Source organism: Streptomyces sp. TAA040 (assembly GCF_000424845.1).
The window spans coordinates 123822-143644 of record NZ_AUKR01000007.1; the positions used below are offsets into that span (position 1 = coordinate 123822).

14 protein-coding genes and 3 pseudogenes are annotated in these 19823 nt (G+C 71.2%); 11 read left to right on the forward strand and 6 right to left on the reverse strand.

What is annotated here, in order from left to right; translation table 11 throughout:
- Positions 1 to 141: 141 nt before the first annotated feature.
- From H300_RS25540 to H300_RS0107585, 3 genes and pseudogenes are all read right to left on the reverse strand, one after another.
- A pseudogene (locus H300_RS25540) lies at positions 142 to 2033 on the reverse strand (DNA/RNA helicase domain-containing protein).
- 251 nt (positions 2034 to 2284) lie between these two features.
- Positions 2285 to 2665, reverse strand: a complete 381-nt coding sequence (locus H300_RS32230; protein ID WP_486583618.1) for a hypothetical protein — start codon at positions 2663 to 2665, stop codon at positions 2285 to 2287.
- Positions 2662 to 3072, reverse strand: coding sequence for a hypothetical protein (locus tag H300_RS0107585; protein WP_486583619.1), 411 nt, complete (start codon positions 3070 to 3072; stop codon positions 2662 to 2664). Before H300_RS0107585 ends, H300_RS32230 begins: the two co-directional genes overlap by 4 nt.
- Positions 3073 to 3284: 212 nt before the next feature.
- On the opposite strand from H300_RS0107585, the gene H300_RS0107590 reads away from it, so the two are divergent.
- The 6 genes and pseudogenes from H300_RS0107590 to H300_RS0107615 all read left to right on the forward strand — a co-directional run bounded on the left by H300_RS0107590 (position 3285) and on the right by H300_RS0107615 (position 5399).
- A complete protein-coding gene (locus H300_RS0107590; RefSeq protein WP_028426960.1) occupies positions 3285 to 4127 on the forward strand; it encodes a Scr1 family TA system antitoxin-like transcriptional regulator in 843 nt (280 codons plus the stop codon).
- Positions 4109 to 4318 (forward strand): DUF397 domain-containing protein, encoded by a 210-nt coding sequence (locus H300_RS0107595; protein WP_028426961.1) that lies wholly within the window; start codon positions 4109 to 4111, stop codon positions 4316 to 4318. The genes H300_RS0107590 and H300_RS0107595 overlap by 19 nt, the downstream gene beginning before the upstream one ends.
- Positions 4319 to 4390: 72 nt before the next feature.
- Positions 4391 to 4786: a Scr1 family TA system antitoxin-like transcriptional regulator gene (locus H300_RS32235; RefSeq protein ID WP_486583645.1), complete on the forward strand. Its 396-nt coding sequence runs from the start codon at positions 4391 to 4393 to the stop codon at positions 4784 to 4786.
- The gene (locus H300_RS0107605) at positions 4768 to 4977 is read left to right on the forward strand and encodes a DUF397 domain-containing protein (protein WP_028426962.1); all 210 of its coding nucleotides are present in this window, start codon (positions 4768 to 4770) and stop codon (positions 4975 to 4977) included. Before H300_RS32235 ends, H300_RS0107605 begins: the two co-directional genes overlap by 19 nt.
- Before the next feature lie 36 nt (positions 4978 to 5013).
- A pseudogene (locus H300_RS32240) lies at positions 5014 to 5208 on the forward strand (Scr1 family TA system antitoxin-like transcriptional regulator); the annotation flags it as partial.
- Positions 5205 to 5399, forward strand: coding sequence for a DUF397 domain-containing protein (locus H300_RS0107615; protein WP_486583647.1), 195 nt, complete (start codon positions 5205 to 5207; stop codon positions 5397 to 5399). The pseudogene H300_RS32240 and the gene H300_RS0107615, both read left to right, overlap by 4 nt.
- Positions 5400 to 5460: 61 nt before the next feature.
- Here the strand turns inward: H300_RS0107615 and pglX are convergent, their stop codons facing one another.
- The 3 genes from pglX to H300_RS0107630 form a co-directional block, all read right to left on the reverse strand.
- Entirely contained in the window at positions 5461 to 9075 is a 3615-nt protein-coding gene (gene pglX / locus H300_RS0107620) for a BREX-2 system adenine-specific DNA-methyltransferase PglX (RefSeq protein WP_028426964.1), read from the reverse strand.
- Positions 9072 to 13772, reverse strand: a complete 4701-nt coding sequence (gene pglW / locus H300_RS25550; RefSeq protein ID WP_051269703.1) for a BREX system serine/threonine kinase PglW — start codon at positions 13770 to 13772, stop codon at positions 9072 to 9074. Before pglW ends, pglX begins: the two co-directional genes overlap by 4 nt.
- A gap of 129 nt (positions 13773 to 13901) precedes the next feature.
- A complete protein-coding gene (locus H300_RS0107630) occupies positions 13902 to 14540 on the reverse strand; it encodes a hypothetical protein (RefSeq protein ID WP_028426965.1) in 639 nt (212 codons plus the stop codon).
- Between the two features lie 450 nt (positions 14541 to 14990).
- Between H300_RS0107630 and H300_RS25555 the strand changes: the two genes are divergently transcribed.
- From H300_RS25555 to H300_RS32245, 5 genes and pseudogenes are all read left to right on the forward strand, one after another.
- Positions 14991 to 17582, forward strand: a complete 2592-nt coding sequence (locus H300_RS25555; protein ID WP_037979430.1) for a GmrSD restriction endonuclease domain-containing protein — start codon at positions 14991 to 14993, stop codon at positions 17580 to 17582.
- A 298-nt stretch (positions 17583 to 17880) separates the two neighbouring features.
- Positions 17881 to 18198, forward strand: coding sequence for a hypothetical protein (locus H300_RS25560; protein WP_199779147.1), 318 nt, complete (start codon positions 17881 to 17883; stop codon positions 18196 to 18198).
- Complete coding sequence (locus H300_RS31785) at positions 18192 to 18425, forward strand: hypothetical protein (RefSeq protein WP_199779148.1); 234 nt, start codon at positions 18192 to 18194, stop codon at positions 18423 to 18425. Before H300_RS25560 ends, H300_RS31785 begins: the two co-directional genes overlap by 7 nt.
- On the forward strand, positions 18422 to 18952 hold the full coding sequence (locus H300_RS25565; RefSeq protein WP_051269707.1) for a hypothetical protein: 531 nt from the start codon (positions 18422 to 18424) through the stop codon (positions 18950 to 18952). The genes H300_RS31785 and H300_RS25565 overlap by 4 nt, the downstream gene beginning before the upstream one ends.
- Positions 18952 to 19671: pseudogene (locus H300_RS32245) on the forward strand (putative T7SS-secreted protein); the annotation flags it as partial. The gene H300_RS25565 and the pseudogene H300_RS32245, both read left to right, overlap by 1 nt.
- Between the last annotated feature and the right edge of the window lie 152 nt (positions 19672 to 19823).

Consider the following 19823-nt stretch of genomic DNA (forward strand, 5'->3'; position numbering starts at 1 on the left):
GGGGCTCGTCCGATCGTATGGCGTCGCACCGACGGGCAGGGGCCGTTTCGCCATCGGGCCCCTGCCCGTCCGGTGGCCACCACCCGGTGACCCGTTCCCTGCCCCTTCCCGAGGACGCGCCTGCCCCGCCCGGAGCGGGCGTCAGACCGGGGCGCCCTCGGGGACGGCCGCGCCGGCGTCCGGCCGGACGAGGGAGCGCAGCTTCTCGCGGGTCTCCGGGTCGGTCGAGTGGACGACCGTCCCCACCATGCCCCGGGTCAGCAGCACCTTGTAGGTGTTGCGCACCAGCCGGCTCACGTCCGCGTCGGACGTCGCCTTCGTGAAGACCGGGTCCCTCGACGCCGTCCGGACCACCTCCCAGTGGTCCGACCGCCACACCAGGTCGGGGCCCAGGATCACACCGGACCAGTCGTACTCGAAGCCCTGGGCCGTGTAGACGCAGCCGACCTGCCCGAACCCGGCCGGGTCGGTCGCCCACAGCGGCGCGGGCGGTGCGCCGAGGAGCGAGCGGCCCCCGTAGAGGTTCCAGGGCCTGGCCCGGTCGCCGATCACGACGTCCGCGGGCAGCGTCTCCGTGCCCGGCGCGAGCTTCTTGGTCCAACGCCAGCAGTAGCCGGCGGACATGCGCGCCCCGTAGCCCCCGGCCCGGCGGGCGGCGAGGAAGTCCTCCAGCTCCTGGGGGCTCTCGGCGGTCCGCAGTTCCAGCTTGCCGTCGGGCTCCCACCGGCTGGGCGAGCCGCCCTCCAGCCCGAGCAGGTCGACGACCCAGCGCTCGTAGGCGTCGCTGCCCCCGCACCGGAACTGGCCGTCCAGCGCGACCACCGTGCAGTCGAGTCCGGCCGCGGCCGCGGCCTGCCGGATCTCCTCCACCGTCCCCATCTCCCCGGGGCGGACGACCGGTGCTGGTCGAGCAGGAACACCGGTACCCGGGCGGCGTCGATCAGCTCGGCCACCTGGGGCCGGCCGGTGCGCAGCTCGGCCCGGGTGTAGCGGCTGGCGGAGGTCTTCCGCAGCCGGTGGGCCTCGTCGCAGAGCAGCACGTCCAGCTCGTTCGGCTCGGCGTCCATGAAGCTGTTGAAGTACGTGAAGAGGCGCTGCACCGCCGGCTTTTGGACGCCCGCGATCTTGCGCAGGGTCTTGGTGAACGAGGCGGACCCCGTGGCGTGCAGAGCGGTCTCCCCGCGCCGGTAGAGCTCGCCCAGCAGCGACATCGCGATCACGCTCTTGCCGGGACCGCCGGTCACCACGACCACCTGCTTGTGGTTCGACCGCTTGGCCCCGCGGACGGCGGACATCACCTGCTCGTAGGCCACCCGCTGGTCGTCGAGGAGCACGAACTGCTCGCGGTCGCGGATCTCCGCAGCGGCGACGGCCACCAACTGCGTGGACGGCCGGGCCTTCGCCTGGAGCAGCGCGTCGGCGGCACGGGCCCCCGGCTTCGCGGCGAGCCGCGCCCGCAGGAAGTCCAGGAAACCGCCGCGCTGGTCGCCCGTGTACATCCGGCCGAAGCGGTCCTCCTCGACGCCCCGCAGTTCCGCGACCCGCGATGCGACCGCGTTGTGCAGGAAGGCCACCCCGGCCAGCGCCTCGGGCGCCTGCTCGACGGCCGCGTTGAACGTCAGCAGGTGCTCGCAGTAGCCCCGGACCTGCTCGATCGGGTTGAGCACCGGCCCGGGACAGGCGTCGATCCGGCACAGCAGCGGCGCGCCCTCCTCCGGGTGGGCCGCGCTCCACTGCTTCAGCTCCACGACGACGTAGGAGGGATCACCCGTCCCCGGGTGCACCCCGGCGAGCACGGCGTCCGCCCGCTTGCTGGTGAGGGGCAGGCCGTATTCGAGGAGGACCTCGACCTCGTCCAGCCCCGCCTCGACGAGGGCGTTGACGAGGGCGGGGAGGCTGCGTTCCCAGGACCGCACCTCGCCGGGGGCGGGCCGGTGCCCGTGCCGGTGGACGAAGTTCTCGGTCAGATGCAGGGTCAGGGACCCTTCGAGGAGACGGGCGGCCACGGACGCCGCGGACTCACGGAACAGCAACGGAGATGCCCCCAGGCAGCACGAAGAAGACTCGTGCGGGTGGGGGCATGTCCTGAAGGTGTCCGCGCGAAGGCGGACGCGGAAGCCCGTCGGGCCGCTGAGATGGTCCGCGCCATCCTAGGTCAGCGGTCCTGCGGCGCGGGAGGGAACCGGCACCGCCCGGGGCGTGCCCAACGGTTGCCGCCGCCCGAGCGCGGGACGGCGACAGCCGTGGGCGTACGCGGCTCCCGGCCGCGCGAGGGGGCGTGGGCTCACAGAGCCCGGCGGCTGCGGGCGTTGAGCTCGGCGAGCAGGGCGCTGAGCAATTCGGACTGGCCCATGGCCCGCAGGTCACCGGGCTCGGCGTCCCACTCGCGGCCTCCGGCGAGCGGGCGCAGTTGGACGTACGGGCCCTCCCGGCCCATGACCCGGCCCACCCGCTCGGTGGCGAGGTCGCGCACCGCGTCCCCCACGGAGGCGACGTCACCGACGCAGGACGAGGATCTTTCGGGAGGAGAGACGCCGTCCTCGGGGGTGGCGTCCTCCGACGCGACGCCGCTGCCGGTGGCGGCGTGGTCGGGGAGGTGGCGTCGGGCGCCGCCGCGGCGGACACCGGACCGGTCGGGACGGGCCGGGACTCCGTCCGCGCTCACGCGGCCGTCCCCCGGTTGAGCGCGGCGGCCAGGGCGTGCGCCACGGGCGCGGAGCAGACGCCGAGTTGGACGAGCGCGTAGCGCGGTTCGCTGTCCTGTACGTAGACCCAGGGTGTGCGGATGTCCATGGCGGGGAGCTGCACACCGGCCCGGGTGAGTGCGGCGGCGAGCGCGTCCCGGGCGTCCAGTGCCTCCTGGATCTTCGGCGAGGGAGGCGGACTGCTGGTGGCCGACGGCTCGGAGACGGACGCGGGGCCTGCCGGCACAGGGCCGGGCGCGGAGGTGGCGCCGGAGTCGGGCCGGTGTACGGCGCCGGGGTCGGTGGTCGGACTGGGCTCGGGGGCCGGGGTGACGTCGGTGCTGGTGTCGGTGTCGGGGGTGTGGGGGTGTTCCGGTGCGGGGCTCATGGGGCGCGGTTATCTCCGGAGGTGGGGGATTCGGGTTGTTCTGCTGACTGCGCTGCGCTGGTCGTATTACCGTGCGTAGTGCGGGTGTCACGAGGATGTGCCCGTGCGGGGACGGCCGGCGTTGTGGGGCGGGGAGTGCTGCCGCGGCGTGCGGAGTCGGTTCCACACCTTCCACACCGACCATGAGCGCGAGCAGTTCGGAGGGGAGCGGTATGCCGCAGCGACGCGTCATCACCGGCCGGAGTCAGGAACCACGTCAGCGTTTCGCGGAGGAGTTGCGTCGGTTGCGTGCGGCGCGGGGGACGAGTCTGCGTCAGCTGGGGGAGCGGATGGGCTGGGACTGGTCGCTGTTCGGGAAGATGGAGAAGGGCGAGACGCTGGGCAGTCCGGAGGTCGTCCAGGCGCTCGACACGCACTACGAGACTCCGGGGCTGCTGCTGGCCCTGTGGGAGCTGGCGGCTGGCGACCACACTCAGTTCCGCGAGCGCTACCGCCGCTACATGGCCCTGGAGGCGGAGGCCGTGAGCCTGTGGCACTTCGCGGTGAGCGTGCTGCCGGGGTTGTTGCAGACGCCGGGATACGCGCGCGAGGTGCTGGCGGCGGGCGGCCTGAAGGGCAAGGAACTGGACCAGCAGGTCGAGGCTCGCATAGGCCGCCGCGACCTACTGGAGGGCGAGGACGCGCCACGTTTTCGGACGATCATCTCCGAGGCTGTCTTTCGTACGGGGCTGCTGGACACGGTTGCGTGGCGAGCACAACTGGAGAGCCTCATGGAAATGACAGACAGGTTGAACGTCGCCGTGCAGGTGCTGCCGTTCAGTGCGGGCCCCTACGGACTCGACGGCACAGATGTGTGGTTCCTGCGCCTACCGCCGGGGCGTACCGTTGCGTACACCGAGAACGCCCACAGGGGCGACCTGATCGAGGACTGCGCTGCGGTCGAGAAGTTGCAAGGCGTCTACGATGTGGTGCGCGACTTGGCGCTGTCCCCGGCCGAGTCGCGGAAGTTCATCCTGCGCATGTTGGAGGAAGTACCGTGCGAACAATCGATGTGAGTCGTTTGTCCTGGCGCAAGAGCTCGTACAGCAACTCCGACGGCGGCGACTGCGTCGAGGTCGCTGACGACTTCGCCACAGTCCTCCCGGTTCGGGACAGCAAGGTTCCGCACGGCCCGGTGCTTGTATTCCCGGTGGGTGGCTGGTCGTCCTTCGTCGAGGCACTCAAGACCGAGCACTTGACCGCCTGACCTCACGCACACGACCCCTCACGGTCAATCCTGATCGTGAGGGGTCGTGTGCTCGGACGCCTCTATTTGTTAGTGGCGCGGCGTCCTCGGATGCGACCTCCTCTTCGGATGATCCTGGCCGAGGCGACGCTACGGACGCCTCTGCGGGACGTGGGGGGGGGCGGGAGCGGTTGGAGTACCTGGGGCAGCTGGCCGACCGGCCCGGGGGTGGCGGTAGACGTGCTGCGGCAGGATGCGGAGCTACGCGATCTCATGGGAGCCGATGTGTGGTATCCGCTCCTCCCGTGGGGCAGGGCCGTCGTTTACGCCGAAAGCGGCTACAGAGATGAACTTGTCGAGGAATCAAGTCCGGTTGTGCGCTTGCAGAAGACGTACGATGCGGTACGCGGCTTGGCCCTGACTCCGGCGGAGTCGCCGAAGTTCATCTCGCGGATGTTGGAGGAAGCGACGTGCCCCCCATCGATCTGAGTGCCGCATCCTGGCGGAAGAGCAGCTACAGCAACCAGGACGGTGGCGCATGCGTAGAGGTCTCTGATCACTTCACCGGCGTCGTCCCCGTTCGGGACAGCAAGGTGCCGCACGGGCCGACGCTCCAGTTCCCGACAGCCGGTTGGGACTTTTTCGTGTCGGCCACGAAAGCCGCGAAGTTCACTGCCTGACCCGCAACCGAGGGGCCCACCATCAGAGGGCTGAACGTGCGTCTTCCTCTGGGGCGTACCGTTGTGTACCCCGAGAGCGCGCACAGGGGCGATCTGACCAAGGACTGCGCTGCGGTCGAGAAGTTGCAAGGTGCCTACGATGCGGTGCGCGACTTGGCGCTGTCCCCGGCCGAGTCGCGGAAGTTCATCCTGCGCATGTTGGAGGAAGTACCGTGCGAACAATCGATGTGAGTCGTTTGTCCTGGCGCAAGAGCTCGTACAGCAACTCCGACGGCGGCGAGTGCGTCGAGGTTGCTGACGGCCTCGCCGCTGTCCTCCCGGTTCGGGACAGTAAGGTTCCGCACGGCCCGGCACTCGTGTTCCCGGTGGGTGGCTGGTCGTCCTTCGTCGAAGCCCTCAAAGCTGAGCGCTTGACTGCCTGACCTCGCGCCTGTGGCCCTCACGATCGGTTTTGATCGTGAGGGCCACAGGCGCGCGCGGGCGCTACTTCTTGGTGGCGCGGCGACCTCGGGTGCCGGCCGCGGGACGCCAGGCGTACAGGTCTTCGTCGGTGAGACCGTGCTTGCCCTGCTCCATCTGCCGGTCGCCTTCGAAGAACTTGGCCGGGGTGGGCGCGAAGACCGGGTCCGGCTCGTCGTGCCACTGGTCCAGCCACGGCTGGAGTTCCAGCAGCCCGGCCAGAAGCGGCGTGACCTCTTCGGTCGTCAACGCCTCGTGCGTGGCGATGTAGGTGTCGAGCGCCACCGCCTGCTCCCGGTGGTCCCAGCCCGCCCAGCCGTAGAGCTGTGGAGTGGCCGCGTTGGTCTGGCCGTAGGAGATGAACCGCTCCTTGGGCACGTCCAGCTTGCCGCGTGCGCGCCAGTAAGAGGTCCGCAGGAAGTCCGCCGAGGTGTACTTCGGCGGCACGGGGATGCTGTCCCGGATCTTGCGCTTCGCAGGCTCGTCAGGTGCGGCGTCCTCCTGACGTTGGAGGTCCCAGACATGTTCCCAGTCCGCGCGCTTCTTCAACCCCGACGGCTTGTAGCGCAGGGCGGACAGGTACGGCACGTGCTCGACGCTCATCAACTCCGCGACGACGGCGGGCAACTCCTTGCGCGGAGCGTAGATCTTGGCTACGGAGACGAAGTCCTCATCGCGCGACAGGTCGTCGGTGAGCCGCGAGAGCGTGACGAGCGCGGGCATGTCGTTCTCATCGAACCAGTGCGCCCGATCCTCGATCCGGTCCAGCAACCAACCTCGCAGAGCCTTCTCTTGAAGCGAGTCCCATCCCTCGGTGGCCCACCGCCGCTTGTACTCCGGTCGCTCGATCATCCCGATGGCTCGCGACGACTCGATCACGTCGATCCGCTTTTGCACTACTTCTCGGTACGCGGCCGGCCAGTGCTCCGGGATTTCGGTGACGAAGTCGAACTTGTGATTGTGGTGCCGGAACCACGAGGTTTGTACTTCTTCGCGTTTCACTTTTCGTGCCAGAACGATTGCGAAGGCGCGTTCGGATGGAGAAATTTCGGGAACGACTTCGGTGCTGGCCGTGAGCTCATCACCAATGAGTCCGTATAGGGTATAGACTTTCCAATCCAACTCCTCTTGCAGGGCAATCATGCGAGCGCGATTCGAATTCCACTGGATGTGCGCTTCGCGCAGAGTCTCAGATGTTGGGATTTTGCTATTTGTGACACACTCCGGACTCGTGGTCGCCCAGTCTTGCGACAGAGAGTCGAGTTTAGTGCTGATTGTCGTCGGATAATCCACTGGTAGTGGAAATTCCTCAAGCTTTGTTCCTGTAAACTCGAATCGATGTTCCCAAGGCTCGTCCGCCCCGGCTGCGTCGGCCCCGGGGCGACCCTTGTCGTGACTCATTTGGCGAAGCCAAAACCCAGCGGTGGAGCTGTTGAGCAGGCCGAGGAGGCTCAGGTGCTCCTCCTCGCTCGCCCCCTCCCGCAGCTTGATCACCGGCGCGGAACGATTGAACACCTTCCCGCCCCGGTCCAGCACGAAGTGGTTGTGCGTCGCCACGAATGCAAAGGTGATACCGAAATTAACTGAGAAGCGTTCTGGGTGCCATCGACTCCACTCGTACCATGTAAGGCCGATCTCCTCGTGTTTTCCGCCGAGCTCCTGTCTCTCGCGGAGTATGGCTTTATGTCGCCACAGTAGGTGGGACAGGTCGTCGGTCAGCTCGGCTCGCAGGTCGGCCCCGTAGGGGAATAGGGTTTCCGTGTCAGCGCGCGTTATCCAGTCTCGAACCACGTCGCCTCCGACCAGCGGCGCCACGTGTGCGGCGGAGACGTTATATCGCAGCCAGGTATTGTTTGGCGCGAAATATGATTCGTCGCAACCCGTGTGAGCGTAACGGCCGATATTCTTTCTTTTTGAGGCCAGCGTTTCGGACTTCGCAGCCTCGATTGTTTCGTTCAGCTCCAAGCCACCGTCCGTCAAAATCCACGGCTGCTTGGAAAAGTACCGTTCCCGCTCCAGGTCATCTACCGAGACCCACGAACTGACGGACCCCGGGTCGTCGATCTGACCCACGATCGCGTTCCAGACGAGGCCGTCCTCGCCGCGCTCCGGTGCCGAGGGTTCGCCCTGGACGCTTCGCACCGTCCGGATCGTCTCCGACCGCTTGCTGCCGCCCCGCCGCCGTCCGACGAGGATCACCGTCGGTGTGCCGTGCCCGGGGATGTAGGCACCCGAGGTGTCGATGACCTCGGTCAGTTCCACCGTGTGCCCGAAGTACGACTCGATCAGCCGGGTGCCGAACTCCCGCTTCATGAAGGAGTTCGCGGTGATCTGGCCGACCATGCCGTACCCGCGCCCGCTCTCGGCGTCCCCGGCCTTCGCCAGTTCGAAGAACCGCTGGGCGAACGGCACCGAGAGCGCGTATGTCCCCGCGCAGGCGTCGTACAGCTCCCGGTACAGCGCGTTGAGCTTCCGGTCCTTGACCGTGATGTACGGCGGGTTGCCGACGACCACGTGGTAGCGGCCCTGACGCAGGATCTCCGGGTGCTCGTGGACGTCCTCGGTGTCGTACGTGAAGTCGGCCAGCTCGTCGGCCTCCTCCGCCCCCAGCTCGTCGAAGAGGTTCTCCTGCTTGTGCCGGTGCTTGATGAGGGAGTCGCCGACGGCCAGGTGGATCGGCCACTCGTACCGGCCGGCCTCCGCGAAGGTGTGCACGCCGCTTGCCGCCATCGCGGCGACCAGCAGGCGGAAGCGGGCGATGGCCACCGCGAACGGGTTGACGTCCACGCCGTGCACGGAGTCGAGGGCGGCCCGGACGCGCTCGTGCGGGTCCTTGCCCGGTTGGCCCTCGTCCCAGAGCTGGACCAGGCGGCGGAACGCGCCCAGGACGAAGTGGCCGGAGCCGCAGGTCGGGTCGATCATCCGCAGGCCCTCGTGGCCGAACTCGCGGACCGCCGGGTCCATCGTCCGGTCGAGGATGAACTCCTCGACGAACTCGGGCGTCTGCAACAGCGCGTAGGTCTTGCGGGCGGCCTCGCTGAGGTCCTGGTAGAGGTCGCCGAGGAAGCGGGTGTCCCAACCGCGGGTGCCGTCGCCGTCCTCCTCCAGGGGGTCGGTGAAGTCGTGGACGAGCGTGCCGGTCTCGTCGCGGGTGCGCCAGAAGTCGACGAGGTCCCGAGCGCCGTCGTGCGAGAGCGGGATCTGGTAGAGCGGATTGTGGCGGCGGTCGAACAGCAGCCGGCCCGCCTGGCCCTTGCCCAGCTCCTCGAAGGCCCGCTCCAGCCAGCCCCGGTACGTCGGGTCCTCCGCACCCGCCACGTACTCCTCGAACCGGGCGAGTGCCAGATCGCGACGGTCGGTGCCGGGCGCCGTCAGGTAGGGCTCGGGGACGAGGCGGTTGTCCTCGCTGAAGCGGACGAAGACCGTACCCAGCACCCAGGCCACGGCGACCTGGGTGACCCGCTCGTCCAGCCAGGAGTTCCAGGTGGCCCCCGTACGGCCCAGCTTCCACGCCCGGTCGTACTCTCCCCGCAGCCGGGCGCCGACCTCGTCCACCGCCCGCACCTGCTGCGCGAGGTCACTCTCCACTGCGCGGACCTGTCGCTTCAGGTCCTCCAACAGGGCTGTGCGGTCGATCACGTGGTGACTCCCTCGGTTCTGCTGTCCTGTATGGCGAACGCGTCGGATCGGCGGCTGCCGCTCACCCACGAGTCCGGAAGCTCTATCCACTCGCCCAGGCCCGCCTGGTACGCCACCGCCACCGGCCCGAGCTTCGGTTCGCGCGCCGGGTCCGGCTGCGGGACGAGCAGCCACAGGCCGCGTCCGCCCTGCCGGGCGGCGTCCGCCAGCCGGTCCAGCACGCCCATCGCGTCGTACCGGGCGAAGGCGGCGACCTCCGTCAGCAGCACCGGGCCGTCCCCCGCCTCCGGCGCCAGCAGCGCGCGCACCCGCGGCTCCACCGCGCCCCACGCGGTGCGGGTGTACTCGGCGAACTTGGCCGCGCCGCGTGAGCCCGGCTCGGCCACGTCCGCCCTGAGCAGCGTCTCCCAGGTCGGTTTCGTGCCCGGCGGCACCAGGGCGCGCAGGCACTCCAGGAACAGCCCGGTCGCCGACACCGGCTGCGCCCCGATGCGCTCCGCCGACAACCCCTGGACCGCGGCGGCCGTGCGGCCGTGGTGGACGGTCAGTACCCGGTAGCCGTCGCGCCGGGCCGAGGCGGTCAGCCGCTCCTCCGCCCGGACGGCACCCGCCAGCAGCGGATCGTCCGCGTAGCGGGTCGCAGCGGCGAATCCGGTGCCGCGGTGCGAGCCCCCGCTCGTCAGATAGCTGGACGTCCTGTCGAGCCGGGTGGGCAGATAGCGGAGCGTCCTGGTGTCCTCCCGGGTCGACAGGGTGAGGTCGAACCCGGCGTCGCGCAGGGCCTTCGTCAGCCGGCCGCCGGTCGGCAGGCTGCGCGTGCTCCCGCCCCGGCCGTCCGGCACGACCAGCTCCGGGAACCGGGCCCGTACCCGCTCGTGGACGTCAGCGGCCGGCAACCCCGGCTGCCGGGCGTCGGGAACACTGAGGATCACCCGCACCAGGCCGGCCTGGGCCAGACGCAGCGCCCGGACCAGCGGCAGGTCACGGGGATAGATCTCCAGCCGGGGCGTGGCCGCCGCGTTCTCCGAGGCGGCGGCCGCCAGCTCGACGAGCCGCCGCTCGTCCCACTCGATCAGGCCGGGCGGCGGGGTGACCGCGCCCAGGTCGGTCAGGACGGTGGTGGCGGTCGGCAGTGTCACCAGACCGGCCAGCCGGTCGGCGGTCCGGCCCAGGCGTGAGGCGTAGAGGAGCAGACCGGGGGCGGTCGGGGTCTCCGGCCCGTCGACCTCCCGCACGTCCAGCGCCAGCAGCCCCGCGGTCAGGGACTCCTCCGTCGCCCTGCGGTTGGCCTGGTGCTGGAACTCGGCCTCGTCCGGCTGGAGCTGCTCCACCTCCACGACGGACCGCACCGCGGCGAGTGCCAGCGCCCGGCGCTGCTCGCGCTCCGGGAGCTGGGTGCCGCGGCGCACCGACAGCGCGTCGGCGATCTCGACGGCGGAGGCCACCCGGCCCAGCCCCGTCAGCAGCCCGACGATCTCCTCCCGCAAGGCCTGGACCGCCGGGTGCTTCTTCCAGCGCTTGCGCTCCTCCTTGAGCATCTGCGGGATGCGTCCGGCGGACAGGCCCAGCGCCTTCGCCACGTCCTTCTGCTTCGGCCAGACCCCGATGTCCGGCAGCTCGCCGTGCTCGTCCGGCAGACGCAGCAGCAGGCGGACCATCTCCACCTTGCTGCTGTTGGACCGGTTGTTGTTCAGCTCCGGCACGAGGAGGGTCGCCAGCGCGTCCAGGCTCACCGAGCGCAGCGCGGACTCGCTCAGCCCGCCCGCCCCGTCGCGCTGGGCGAGCGTGCCCAGGAACGAGGACTCGGTGGCGGTGAGCTGGGCCAGCTCCTCCTTCGCCTCGGCACGGCCCTTCGGGGTGAGCGGCGAGAGCGGCTCCTCGCGCAGCAGCTTTCCCCACTGGCGCTGTCTGCGCTGGACCTCGGTGCGCGTCTTGGTGCCCAGACCGGGGGCGTTGAGGAGCTTGCTCCGGCTGTGGTCGAGCAGACCGCCGACGGTGGTGACGCCGAGACCGTAGAGGAAGGACTCCGCGGCCGGGGTGAGCCCGGCGGCCGACAGGTGCGTCTCCCGGGTGACCTGCGCCGCGAGGCGTTCGCGGTGCTCGTCGGCGCTGAGCGGTTCGGCGTCCGCGATGGCGGGCCGCGCGTCCTCGCCGCCGACGGCCCCGCCGGCCTCCGCGGGTGCCGGATCAAAGGAGCGGGAGCGGGAACGGTGGCTGGACGGCGGCGCCTCGGTGGCGTCGAGGAAGATCCGCTTCCAGGCGTCCCGCATCGGCTTCAGCTCGGGGAAGCGGCGCGAGGCGTCCCGGTGCAGCGCCTTCCGGAAGAAGGCCACCAGCCCGTCCCGGATCGCGGGTTCGAAGGCGTCCGCCGCGATGACCGGGTACGGGAACTCCTCCTGGTCGGTCATCCGGGGCGGTACCGAACCGTCCCCCCACTTCGGCAGCTCGGCCGAGGCCATCTGGTGCAGGGTGACCGCGACGGCGTAGCGCTCGGCGTGCCAGTCGTACCAGGAGCGGGACAGGGTGCCGACGAACGGATCGAGGTAGCCCTCCGTACCGGCGTCGTAGTCCTTCGCCGGGCAGCCCGCGAGCGAGAAGTCGATGAGGACCAGTTCGCGGGTGCGGTTCGGACGGACCCGGATCGCGATGTTGTCCGGCTTGATGTCCCGGTGCCAGACGCTCTCGCCCTCCAGGAAGTCCACCGCGCCGAACAGGTAGTCCCCGTACGCCTCCAGTTGGTCCATCCGGAGCCGGCCGCGTTCGCGCAACTGGCGGGCCACCGTCTCGTCGCGGCGCCGGGACCGCGGGGGAGCGCTGCCGGACTCCTCCGCGTCGGCCGCCCGGTCGTCGGAGTCCCGCTCGTCGCCCACGTACTCCAGGACCAGCACCTTGCGGCCCGTGATCAGCTGCGGCTTCGGCTCGACGAGCCGGATCACCCGGGAGTCCGGCCGCAACCGGCCCATCACCTCCGCCTCGCGCTCCAGCACGTCGCCCCGGCTCTCCGACAGCGCGACCTTGAGCACCGCCAGCGGACGCGTCCTGCGGGCCTCCGCCTCCAGGTCGCGGACGAGGAACGCCCGGCTCGTGGAACCGGTGCCCAGGCGGCGGCGCACCTCCCAGCGCCCGCCGAGCACCTCACCGGCCACGGCCTCCAGCGGGTCCTTTCCGGCGTCGGCGTCCGGCTCGCCCTCCGCCGCTCCCGACGGCGAGGTGAGACCGTCCTCGACGATCTCCAGCATCTCCAGGAACTCGTCCACCGAGGACAGCCGCTGCCCCGGCCGGTAGGCCGTCGCGGCCTGCACCAACTCGTCGATGTCCTCGGACAGGCCGTCCACGAGCGAACTGGGACGCAGCCCTTCGCCGGCTTCCAGCCGGGCCACCAGCTCGGCCTGGCTCGCCGCCGGCGGCCGGCCGGTCACCAGCAGGTAGGTCAGGACGCCCAGCCCGTACACGTCCAGGTACACCGGGTCGGCGTTGGGGGCCGTCAGCTCCGGCGCCAGATAGGGGTCGGAGTTCTCCGGCAGGTGCCGCGCCGAGAGGGCGGTCGGCGCCAGACGGTCCGCTCCGGAACCGCTGCCGTCCCCCGTCCCGCCGGCGCGCCGGGTGGCGATCTGCCAGTCCGAGATCTCCAACCGCGGAGTCAGCCACGCGGCCTCCTCGCCGACCGCCTGCCCGCGGGGGCCCCGGTTGCGGGGGACCACGTGCACCGAACGGGCGGCCAGCGCCCGGTGGTGGAGGCGGCCGGAGTGCGCCGAGCGCATGGTCTCGGCGAGCTGGCGGACCAGCGCCATCCGGCCCAGGATGTCGAGCCCCTTGCCGTGCTGGAGCAGGTACTCGTCCAGCTGAAGGGTCTGCGGATGGTGAGCGAAGATCAGCGCGGGGCCCGCGGTGTGACCGGACGGGAAATACTGCTTGAGCCGGACGGCGCCCGGGTGCTGGAACCGCAGAAGCACGGCCGCCTCCCGGCGGGCCGCGTTCTCCACCGACTTCCGGATCGACCTGTCCGAGCCGCGCTCGCTGAGGTAGATCCGCACCCGGGCCACCTCGGGCAGCTCGCTGTGCTTCGCCCGGTAGTCGGCCCAGGAGGTACCGGAGTCGAACGCCTTGCGCTCCAGCTGATACGGCCCGACCTTGTACTCCGCCTCGCTGCGCCGGATCCCCACCCGGTCGAGCGCGGTCTTGACCTCGCGGGAGACGAGACCCGTGATCCGCCGCCGCTCGTCGAGCGGCGGCGCCTCCAGCATGGCCACCAACTCGTCGATGGTGTGGACGCCGTTCTGGTCGTGGGCGGGGAGCCGGACCCGTAGACCGCCGTCCGTGAAGCACACCGCCTCTCCGACCCACACCCGGCGGCCGTTCCGGCCCAGCAGCGACGCGAGTTCCTTCGCCTTCTTGTTGACCAGGTGCAGCGGATTCCCGTGCGGACGCCGATGGCCGCGCGGAGTGGTCTGGATCCAGGTGCCGTTCTCACTGGTCACGGAACCGTGCCAGTTCTTCAGCTCGATCATGCACACGCCGCTGGGAGCGACGACCAGGAGATCCACTTCCCGGACGTGGCCGGTGTTCGCGGTGAAGGTGAAGTTCGACCAGGCACGCCACGGGTCCGAGTCCGGCAGCCGCTTCCGGATCGCCTCCAGGCCGCGGCGCTCGTGATCGAACTCGGACGCGGTGACCGTGGTCCACCGACCTTCCCGCATGCGCCGTCCCGCCTCTTGGTGCCGTGTCGAGTGCCGGTCCGCGCTCGGCCGGGCGCGCCGTCCCCACAGGTCGCGGACCTGGTGAATCCTAACCGCGGGCACCGTCAGCGGGGGCCGCTCCGCGCAGACTCACCGGAGAGGGCCATGGGGTACTCGGTGCGGTCTGGCGGAACGCCCGCAACCTCCGGGCCGGGCACTCGTCCTGACGTGCGGCGCGGCCAAGGCGTGAGAGTGCCGCCTCCGGACGCCGGGCGGATCACCGCCGGTCGAGTTCGTGCCAGGTTCCGAGGGGCATCTCGACCATGTCCGGGATGTCGATGTGTGTCGGGGTGGGAAGAGCATCACCAGGAAGGCCCGGTACGAGACGAGGCCGGTGACCGTCGTGGCCACGGGCCCCAGCACACCCCGGCGCCTGGCGTCCCACCAGATGCCGAAGGTCGCAGCGGACACCCCGCACGCGGCCAGGAGGACACGTCGCAGCCCGTGCACCCACCCGTCCGGGGCGGCGTCCGCACCCGTGCGCCACAGCACGAGCCCGAGGCCGACGAGCGAGGAGGCGTACATCGCCGCGGCGAGGACCCCGACGAGGGAGTAGGCGAGCGCGCCCACGAGGCGCGGACCTGCTCCGGCCCTGCCGGGTATCAGGTCCAGGCCCTCCTTCGTGACCGGTTCGCCGAGGACGACAGCCTCGATCTCGCCCCAGCGCGGAGGATCGGCGAAATCGGTGGTGCGCGCCCACTGCTGGAGCGACTGATCGGCTGGTCTCATCACTGCTCCTTCCGTCCCGGGCCGCAGCGCGCTCCGGGCACCATGCGTCGCCGCACTGCCGAGGCCGCCGCGTTCTGCCACGCGGCGGAGGGCACACGGTATGCACCATTCCGCGCCCCTGCGCTCCAGGGCAGCGGCCGGTCGTTCCGGCCCCGTACGCCTCCCGCGTCCAGTCCCGCCCCGGCGGGCTCACCTGGCCCGCCATGACCACCGCCCAGGAGTGGGCGTGGAGCCGGATCGACGGCATCGGCATCGCCCCCTGACGCGCCTTCCCGGCGACCGCCCACCCGAGGCGCCGCCCCTGCTACCGGAGCCCGGTGGCAGGGGCGGTGCCGTGGCAGGGGCGGCGCCTCCGGCCACTCGGCCTGCCGTTCTGCTCCTTATCGCCACACGTGCCCGGTTTCCGGTGGGAGGATGGCCGACCGATCAGACCGTTGGGGAGAGGCGCGCGTGCACGCTCAGGAGACCACGTTCAAGGAACTCGTCCAAGGCGAGAAGCAGTACCAGGTACCGCTCTACCAGCGCACCTACAGCTGGCAACGGGAGCAGTTGCAGCAACTCTGGGACGACGTGCGGGAACTCGCCGAGGACCAGTTGGCCGGCCGGGCCACCGCGGCGCACTTCCTCGGCTCGTTGGTGCTGGCGCCCGCCCGGATCACGGCCGGTGGCATGCAGCACTGGCTCGTCGTCGACGGCCAGCAGCGGCTCACCACCCTGATGCTCGCCTTCATCGCGCTGCGCGACCGCCACCGGGCGCGGGGAGGCGCGGAGCAGAAGGCCGACCGCATCCACGACCTGATGCTCGTCAACAAGTACCGCAGCGGCGACGCCCACTACCGGCTCCTGCCGACCCAGGCCGACCGGGGCGCCTTCACCGCCTGTGTCGAGTGCTCGCCCCGAGCGGGCGGCCCCGGCAACGTCGGCGCCGCCTACCGGTTCTTCCACGCAGCCCTGACCGAGGGCGAGGAGCGCGGGGGCGAGGCGTGGACGGACGCGGTCGAGCACGTGCTGAGCGGCCTGCTGTCGATCGTCGAGATCACGGCGGCCGAGGGCGACAACGTCTACCGCATCTTCGAGTCCCTCAACAACACCGGCGTGGGGCTCAGCCAGAGCGACCTGCTGCGCAACTACCTCTTCATGGGGCTGCCCAACCGGGGGGAGTCCGTCTACCGCAACCGCTGGCTTCCGATGCAGGAACTCCTCGGCCCGGCCAACCTCGAACTCCTGGTCTGGCTGGACCTGGTCGTGGCCGGCAACAGCCGGGCGAAGCAGAGCGAGATCTACCGCGACCAGAAGGCGCGTCTCGATCCGCTCAGCTCGGACGAGGCGGCGCTCGAAGCCGAGATCGAGTCCCTCGCCCGGAGGGCCGGACGCCTGATGCGCATCCTGGAGCCGGAGCGGGAGCCCGACCCCGAACTGCGCGAGGTGCTGGAGAGGCTGGCCCGCTGGGGCGGGCAGACCCACTACCCGCTGGCCCTCCAACTGCTGGACCGGGTCGACGAGGGACTCGCGGCCCCGCACCAGGCCGCACGTGCGCTGGTCTGTGCCGAGAGCTACATGGTGCGGCGCCTCCTGGCGGGCCACTCCACGACAGGCAGCAACCGGGTCTTCATGGAGATGCCCCGCGAGCTCGAGAAGGAGGAGGACCCGGCGGAAGGCGTGCACCGCATCCTGTCCAAGAACCGGACGGGCGCACGCGTGTGGCCCGACGACGACGCGGTGCGCGCGGCCGTCCGCACCCGGCCCTTCTACCGGGCCGGACGCGCCCGGCAGCGGTTCCAGGTGCTGCGCAGGCTTGAGGAGAGCTACGGAGGCAGCGAACCGGTCGACTACGCCAGGGCGCGCCTCTCCGTCGAGCACGTGCTGCCGCAGAACCCCGCCCAGCAGTGGTTCGACCTGCTGGCGGAGGAGACGGAGGACGGTCAGGGCCCGGAAGAGGTGCACGCCGAACTCGTGCACACACTGGGCAATATGACGCTCTCCGCCGACAACGCGAAGCTTTCGAACCATCCTTTCCGGCGCAAGCAGGAGATCTTGGACTCCAGTGCGCTCCGTATGAACCAGGGCATCGCCGAGCGGACGCGCTGGGGCAAGACCGAGATCCTCGAACGCGCCGCCGACCTGGCGGACCGGGCGGTGCGCCTGTGGCCGGGGCCCGTCGCCGGGACCGTCCCCGACGACGACGAGTGGGCCGGGTGGAGGCAGCTGCGTGCCGCGCTCCTTGCCGTGCCGGCCGGGACGTGGACGACGTACGGGGATGTCGCCGCGCTCATCGGCACCCACGCCGTCCCCGTCGGCCAGCACCTGGCCTCCCGTGCCGGTCTTGACGGCGCGCACCGGGTGCTGACGGCGGACGGCCGGGTCTCGCCCGGCTTCCGTGGGCCCGACGGCCGGGAGTCCGGGGACGCGCGCATCCTTCTGGAGGCGGAGGGCGTCCCCTTCGACGGTTCCGGTCGCGCGCGGCGCACCCACCGGCTGACCACCGCCGACCTGGCGGCGCTGCTGGGCGAGGAGGCGGCGGAGGAGGTGGCAGCCCTTCCGGCCCCTCCGGACGGCGGCCGGCAGCCGGCGGCGGCCCGGTTCGAGGTGCAGTTGCGCGAGAACCAGACGGAGGAGACCGTCCGGGGGACGCTCGACACGCTCAGGTTCTGGGAACACCAGGCGGGTGGTCACCTTGCACACGGCCGGGCGGACGAGACCAGTTGCTTCCCGGTCATCCGGGTCGGGGGCGCGTCCGCTGCCCGGACCTTGTGGCCCCTGGGGATCTATCCGGTCTCGGGGACGGTCGAAGTGGTCTTCCAGTACCTCAAGCGCCGCCCTCCGTTCGACGACGAGCCGCTGCGCCGCGAGCTGATGGCTCGGCTGAACGCGATCGAGGGCATCGAACTGGCCGAGGCCAAGCTGGATCTGCGACCGTCGTTCCCGCTGGAGGTGTTCGCCGAGCAGGGCGCGGCGATCAGCGCGGTCCTGGAGTGGTTCGCGCACACGGCGGTCGTCGCCGAGCGTCGCGGCACGACGGAGGCGGACCCCGGGGACGCCTGACCCCCGGCCCCGCCCGTCCGGCCCCGCCCGTCCGGCCCCGGCCCCGTCCCGTCCCCGTTCGCACCGTGGGACCGGGGCGGGCGGACGGGACGCGCGGGCGCTATCGTCGAGCCGCGAGAAACCAGGCCGGGGGAAACCAGGCCGGGCGGCCCGCGCCGTGCGGCGACGGCAGCTCGCGGGCGGGCCCATGACCGGGGCACGTAGCGGTACGACGGCCAGGTGCCGTCGCGGGGCAGGCGGACAGGCCGGGCGCCTGGCGGTCCGGGGGCATCGGTGACCGAGGGGATGCGGGGGAGCAGTGGAACTGACGGGGCACATAGCAGGGGTACGCGCGGGCACGACCGACCCGGCCGTGCTCCTGGGGGAGTTCCGGCGCACGGTGGTGCTCGCGCCGGTGCTGGAGGGCGGATTCCTGTCCGCGACCATGGGCGGCATCCGCTGGGTCTACGCGTTCACCGACGCCGCCCAGATCCGCCGGTTCGCCGCCGCCCGCGGCGACGTCCCGCCCGAACCCGCCCCGCCTCATGGCGCCGGTGCTGACGCACCCCACGGTGAGGCGGTGGCGGAAGCCCCCCGCACCGGGAGATCCTGGGCGCCCGGCTGCTCGACGTGGTGATACCGGCGCTGGGAACCCCGGCCGGAGTGGCGCTCGACGTCGCCGCCGCGCAGGGCTCGATGCTCTTCCCCCCCCCGGTGCACGGCGTCGTGCCCGATGCGGTGGCCGTGCCCGCTGCCGCGGCCATGGACGGCCCGCGCGCCGCCGGCTCGGTCGGACAGGCACCGGCCGGAGCAGCGATACGTGCCGGAGCGACCGGGACCGGTGGTGCAGGGGGTGCCCGGTGAGCGGGGAGGAGGGAGAACTCGACGTCGGCGCCGAGGCGGTCGCCCTGATCAGCGGCGGTCTGCGCGGGGCGGCGGACGCGTTGGCGGACGTCGGCGACGTCACCGGCTCGCGCCAGGGCGTGGGGATGAGCGGGCTGGCACTGTCGACCATGGAGGCTGGCGGCGGAGAGGTGGCGGAGGCGTTCGAGGGCTTCTGCGACCGCTGGGAGTGGGGCGTGCGCGGTCTGATCCAGGACGCCGAGCAGCTGGCGCAGCGACTCGGGCTGGCGGCGGGCATGACCTGGGAGGAGGACCGCTACCGCGAGGGCTCCTTCAAGGTCGTCGCCAACGCGGTCTCTCCGACGGGCAATCCGCACCTGACGGAGGACGAGGTGCAGCAGCAGCGCTGGCAGGAGCTGCTCACCCCGGACGCACCCGGCTGGAGCGCCCAGTCGCGCGCACAGGCCGCCGAGGACATCGGTCAGGCATGGGACGACACCGGTGACCCGGCACTCGGCGTCCGCGACGCGCGGGAGGACCGGGGCTGATGGGGGTCGGGGACCTGCTCGGGTCTGCCGGGGACTGGATCGACAAGGGCAGGGAGAAGGCCGGTGAACTGGTCGAGGACGCCGGCGACCGGACTGCGGACCGGGTCGAGGACGCCGGCTGGGAGAGCGGCGCGAACTGGATTCGTGACACCTCGAAGTCAGCGGTCAACCGACTCGGCGCCGACGTCGCCGAGTTGCCGCTCGGTCGGACCGACGAACCGAAGAAGCCCGTCCACGGCAGCCCGTCGAAACTGCGCGCCACGGCCGAGCAACTGGACACCCTGCAGCAGTCCTTCGACAGCGTCGGCAGAGGTCTGCGAGCCCTCGACTCCTCGCGGCTGAAGGGCGAGGCGGCGGACGCGTTCCGGGAGCGGGTGGCGGTCGAACCGAAGAAGTGGTTCACCGTGGCGGACGCCTGCGAGAAGGCGTCGAAGGCGCTTCGGGGCCTCGCCGGGACGGTGGAGTGGGCGCAGGGGCAGGCGAAGCAGACCGCGGCGCAGTACCGCAAGGGAGTGAAGGCCTCCGAGGCCGGACGGACGGCCCACGACGACGCGGTGAGCAGCTACGACGCGGCGGTGGAGGAGTACAACGCCACCGCCGCCGACCAGCGCGACCCGGACGGCCTGCCCAGGCGGCCGGGAGCCTTCGAGGACCCCGGCCCGGCCGACATCGAGGCGGCCGAGGAGCTGCTGGCGGAGGCGCGGAGCCAGCGCAACACCGCGCAGAGCACCGCGGCGGACGCTCTGCGCGCCGCGCGGGACGAGTCGCCGCCGATGCCCTCCTACGCGGAGCAGGTCGAGGACGGCGTCACAGGGCTGCGCCTGGACACCGACCACTTGGCCGGCGGGCTGCTGAAGGGCACGGCCGGCAT

Bases quoted from the DNA above. Each gene is read 5' to 3' on its own strand.
- H300_RS0107585 (WP_486583619.1), bottom strand. From the start codon at position 3,072: ATGAGCCCCGCACCGGAACACCCCCACACCCCCGACACCGACACCAGC.
- H300_RS0107590 (WP_028426960.1), top strand. From the start codon at position 3,285: ATGCCGCAGCGACGCGTCATCACCGGCCGGAGTCAGGAACCACGTCAG.
- pglW (WP_051269703.1), bottom strand. From the start codon at position 13,772: ATGCGGGAAGGTCGGTGGACCACGGTCACCGCGTCCGAGTTCGATCAC.
- H300_RS0107630 (WP_028426965.1), bottom strand. From the start codon at position 14,540: ATGAGACCAGCCGATCAGTCGCTCCAGCAGTGGGCGCGCACCACCGAT.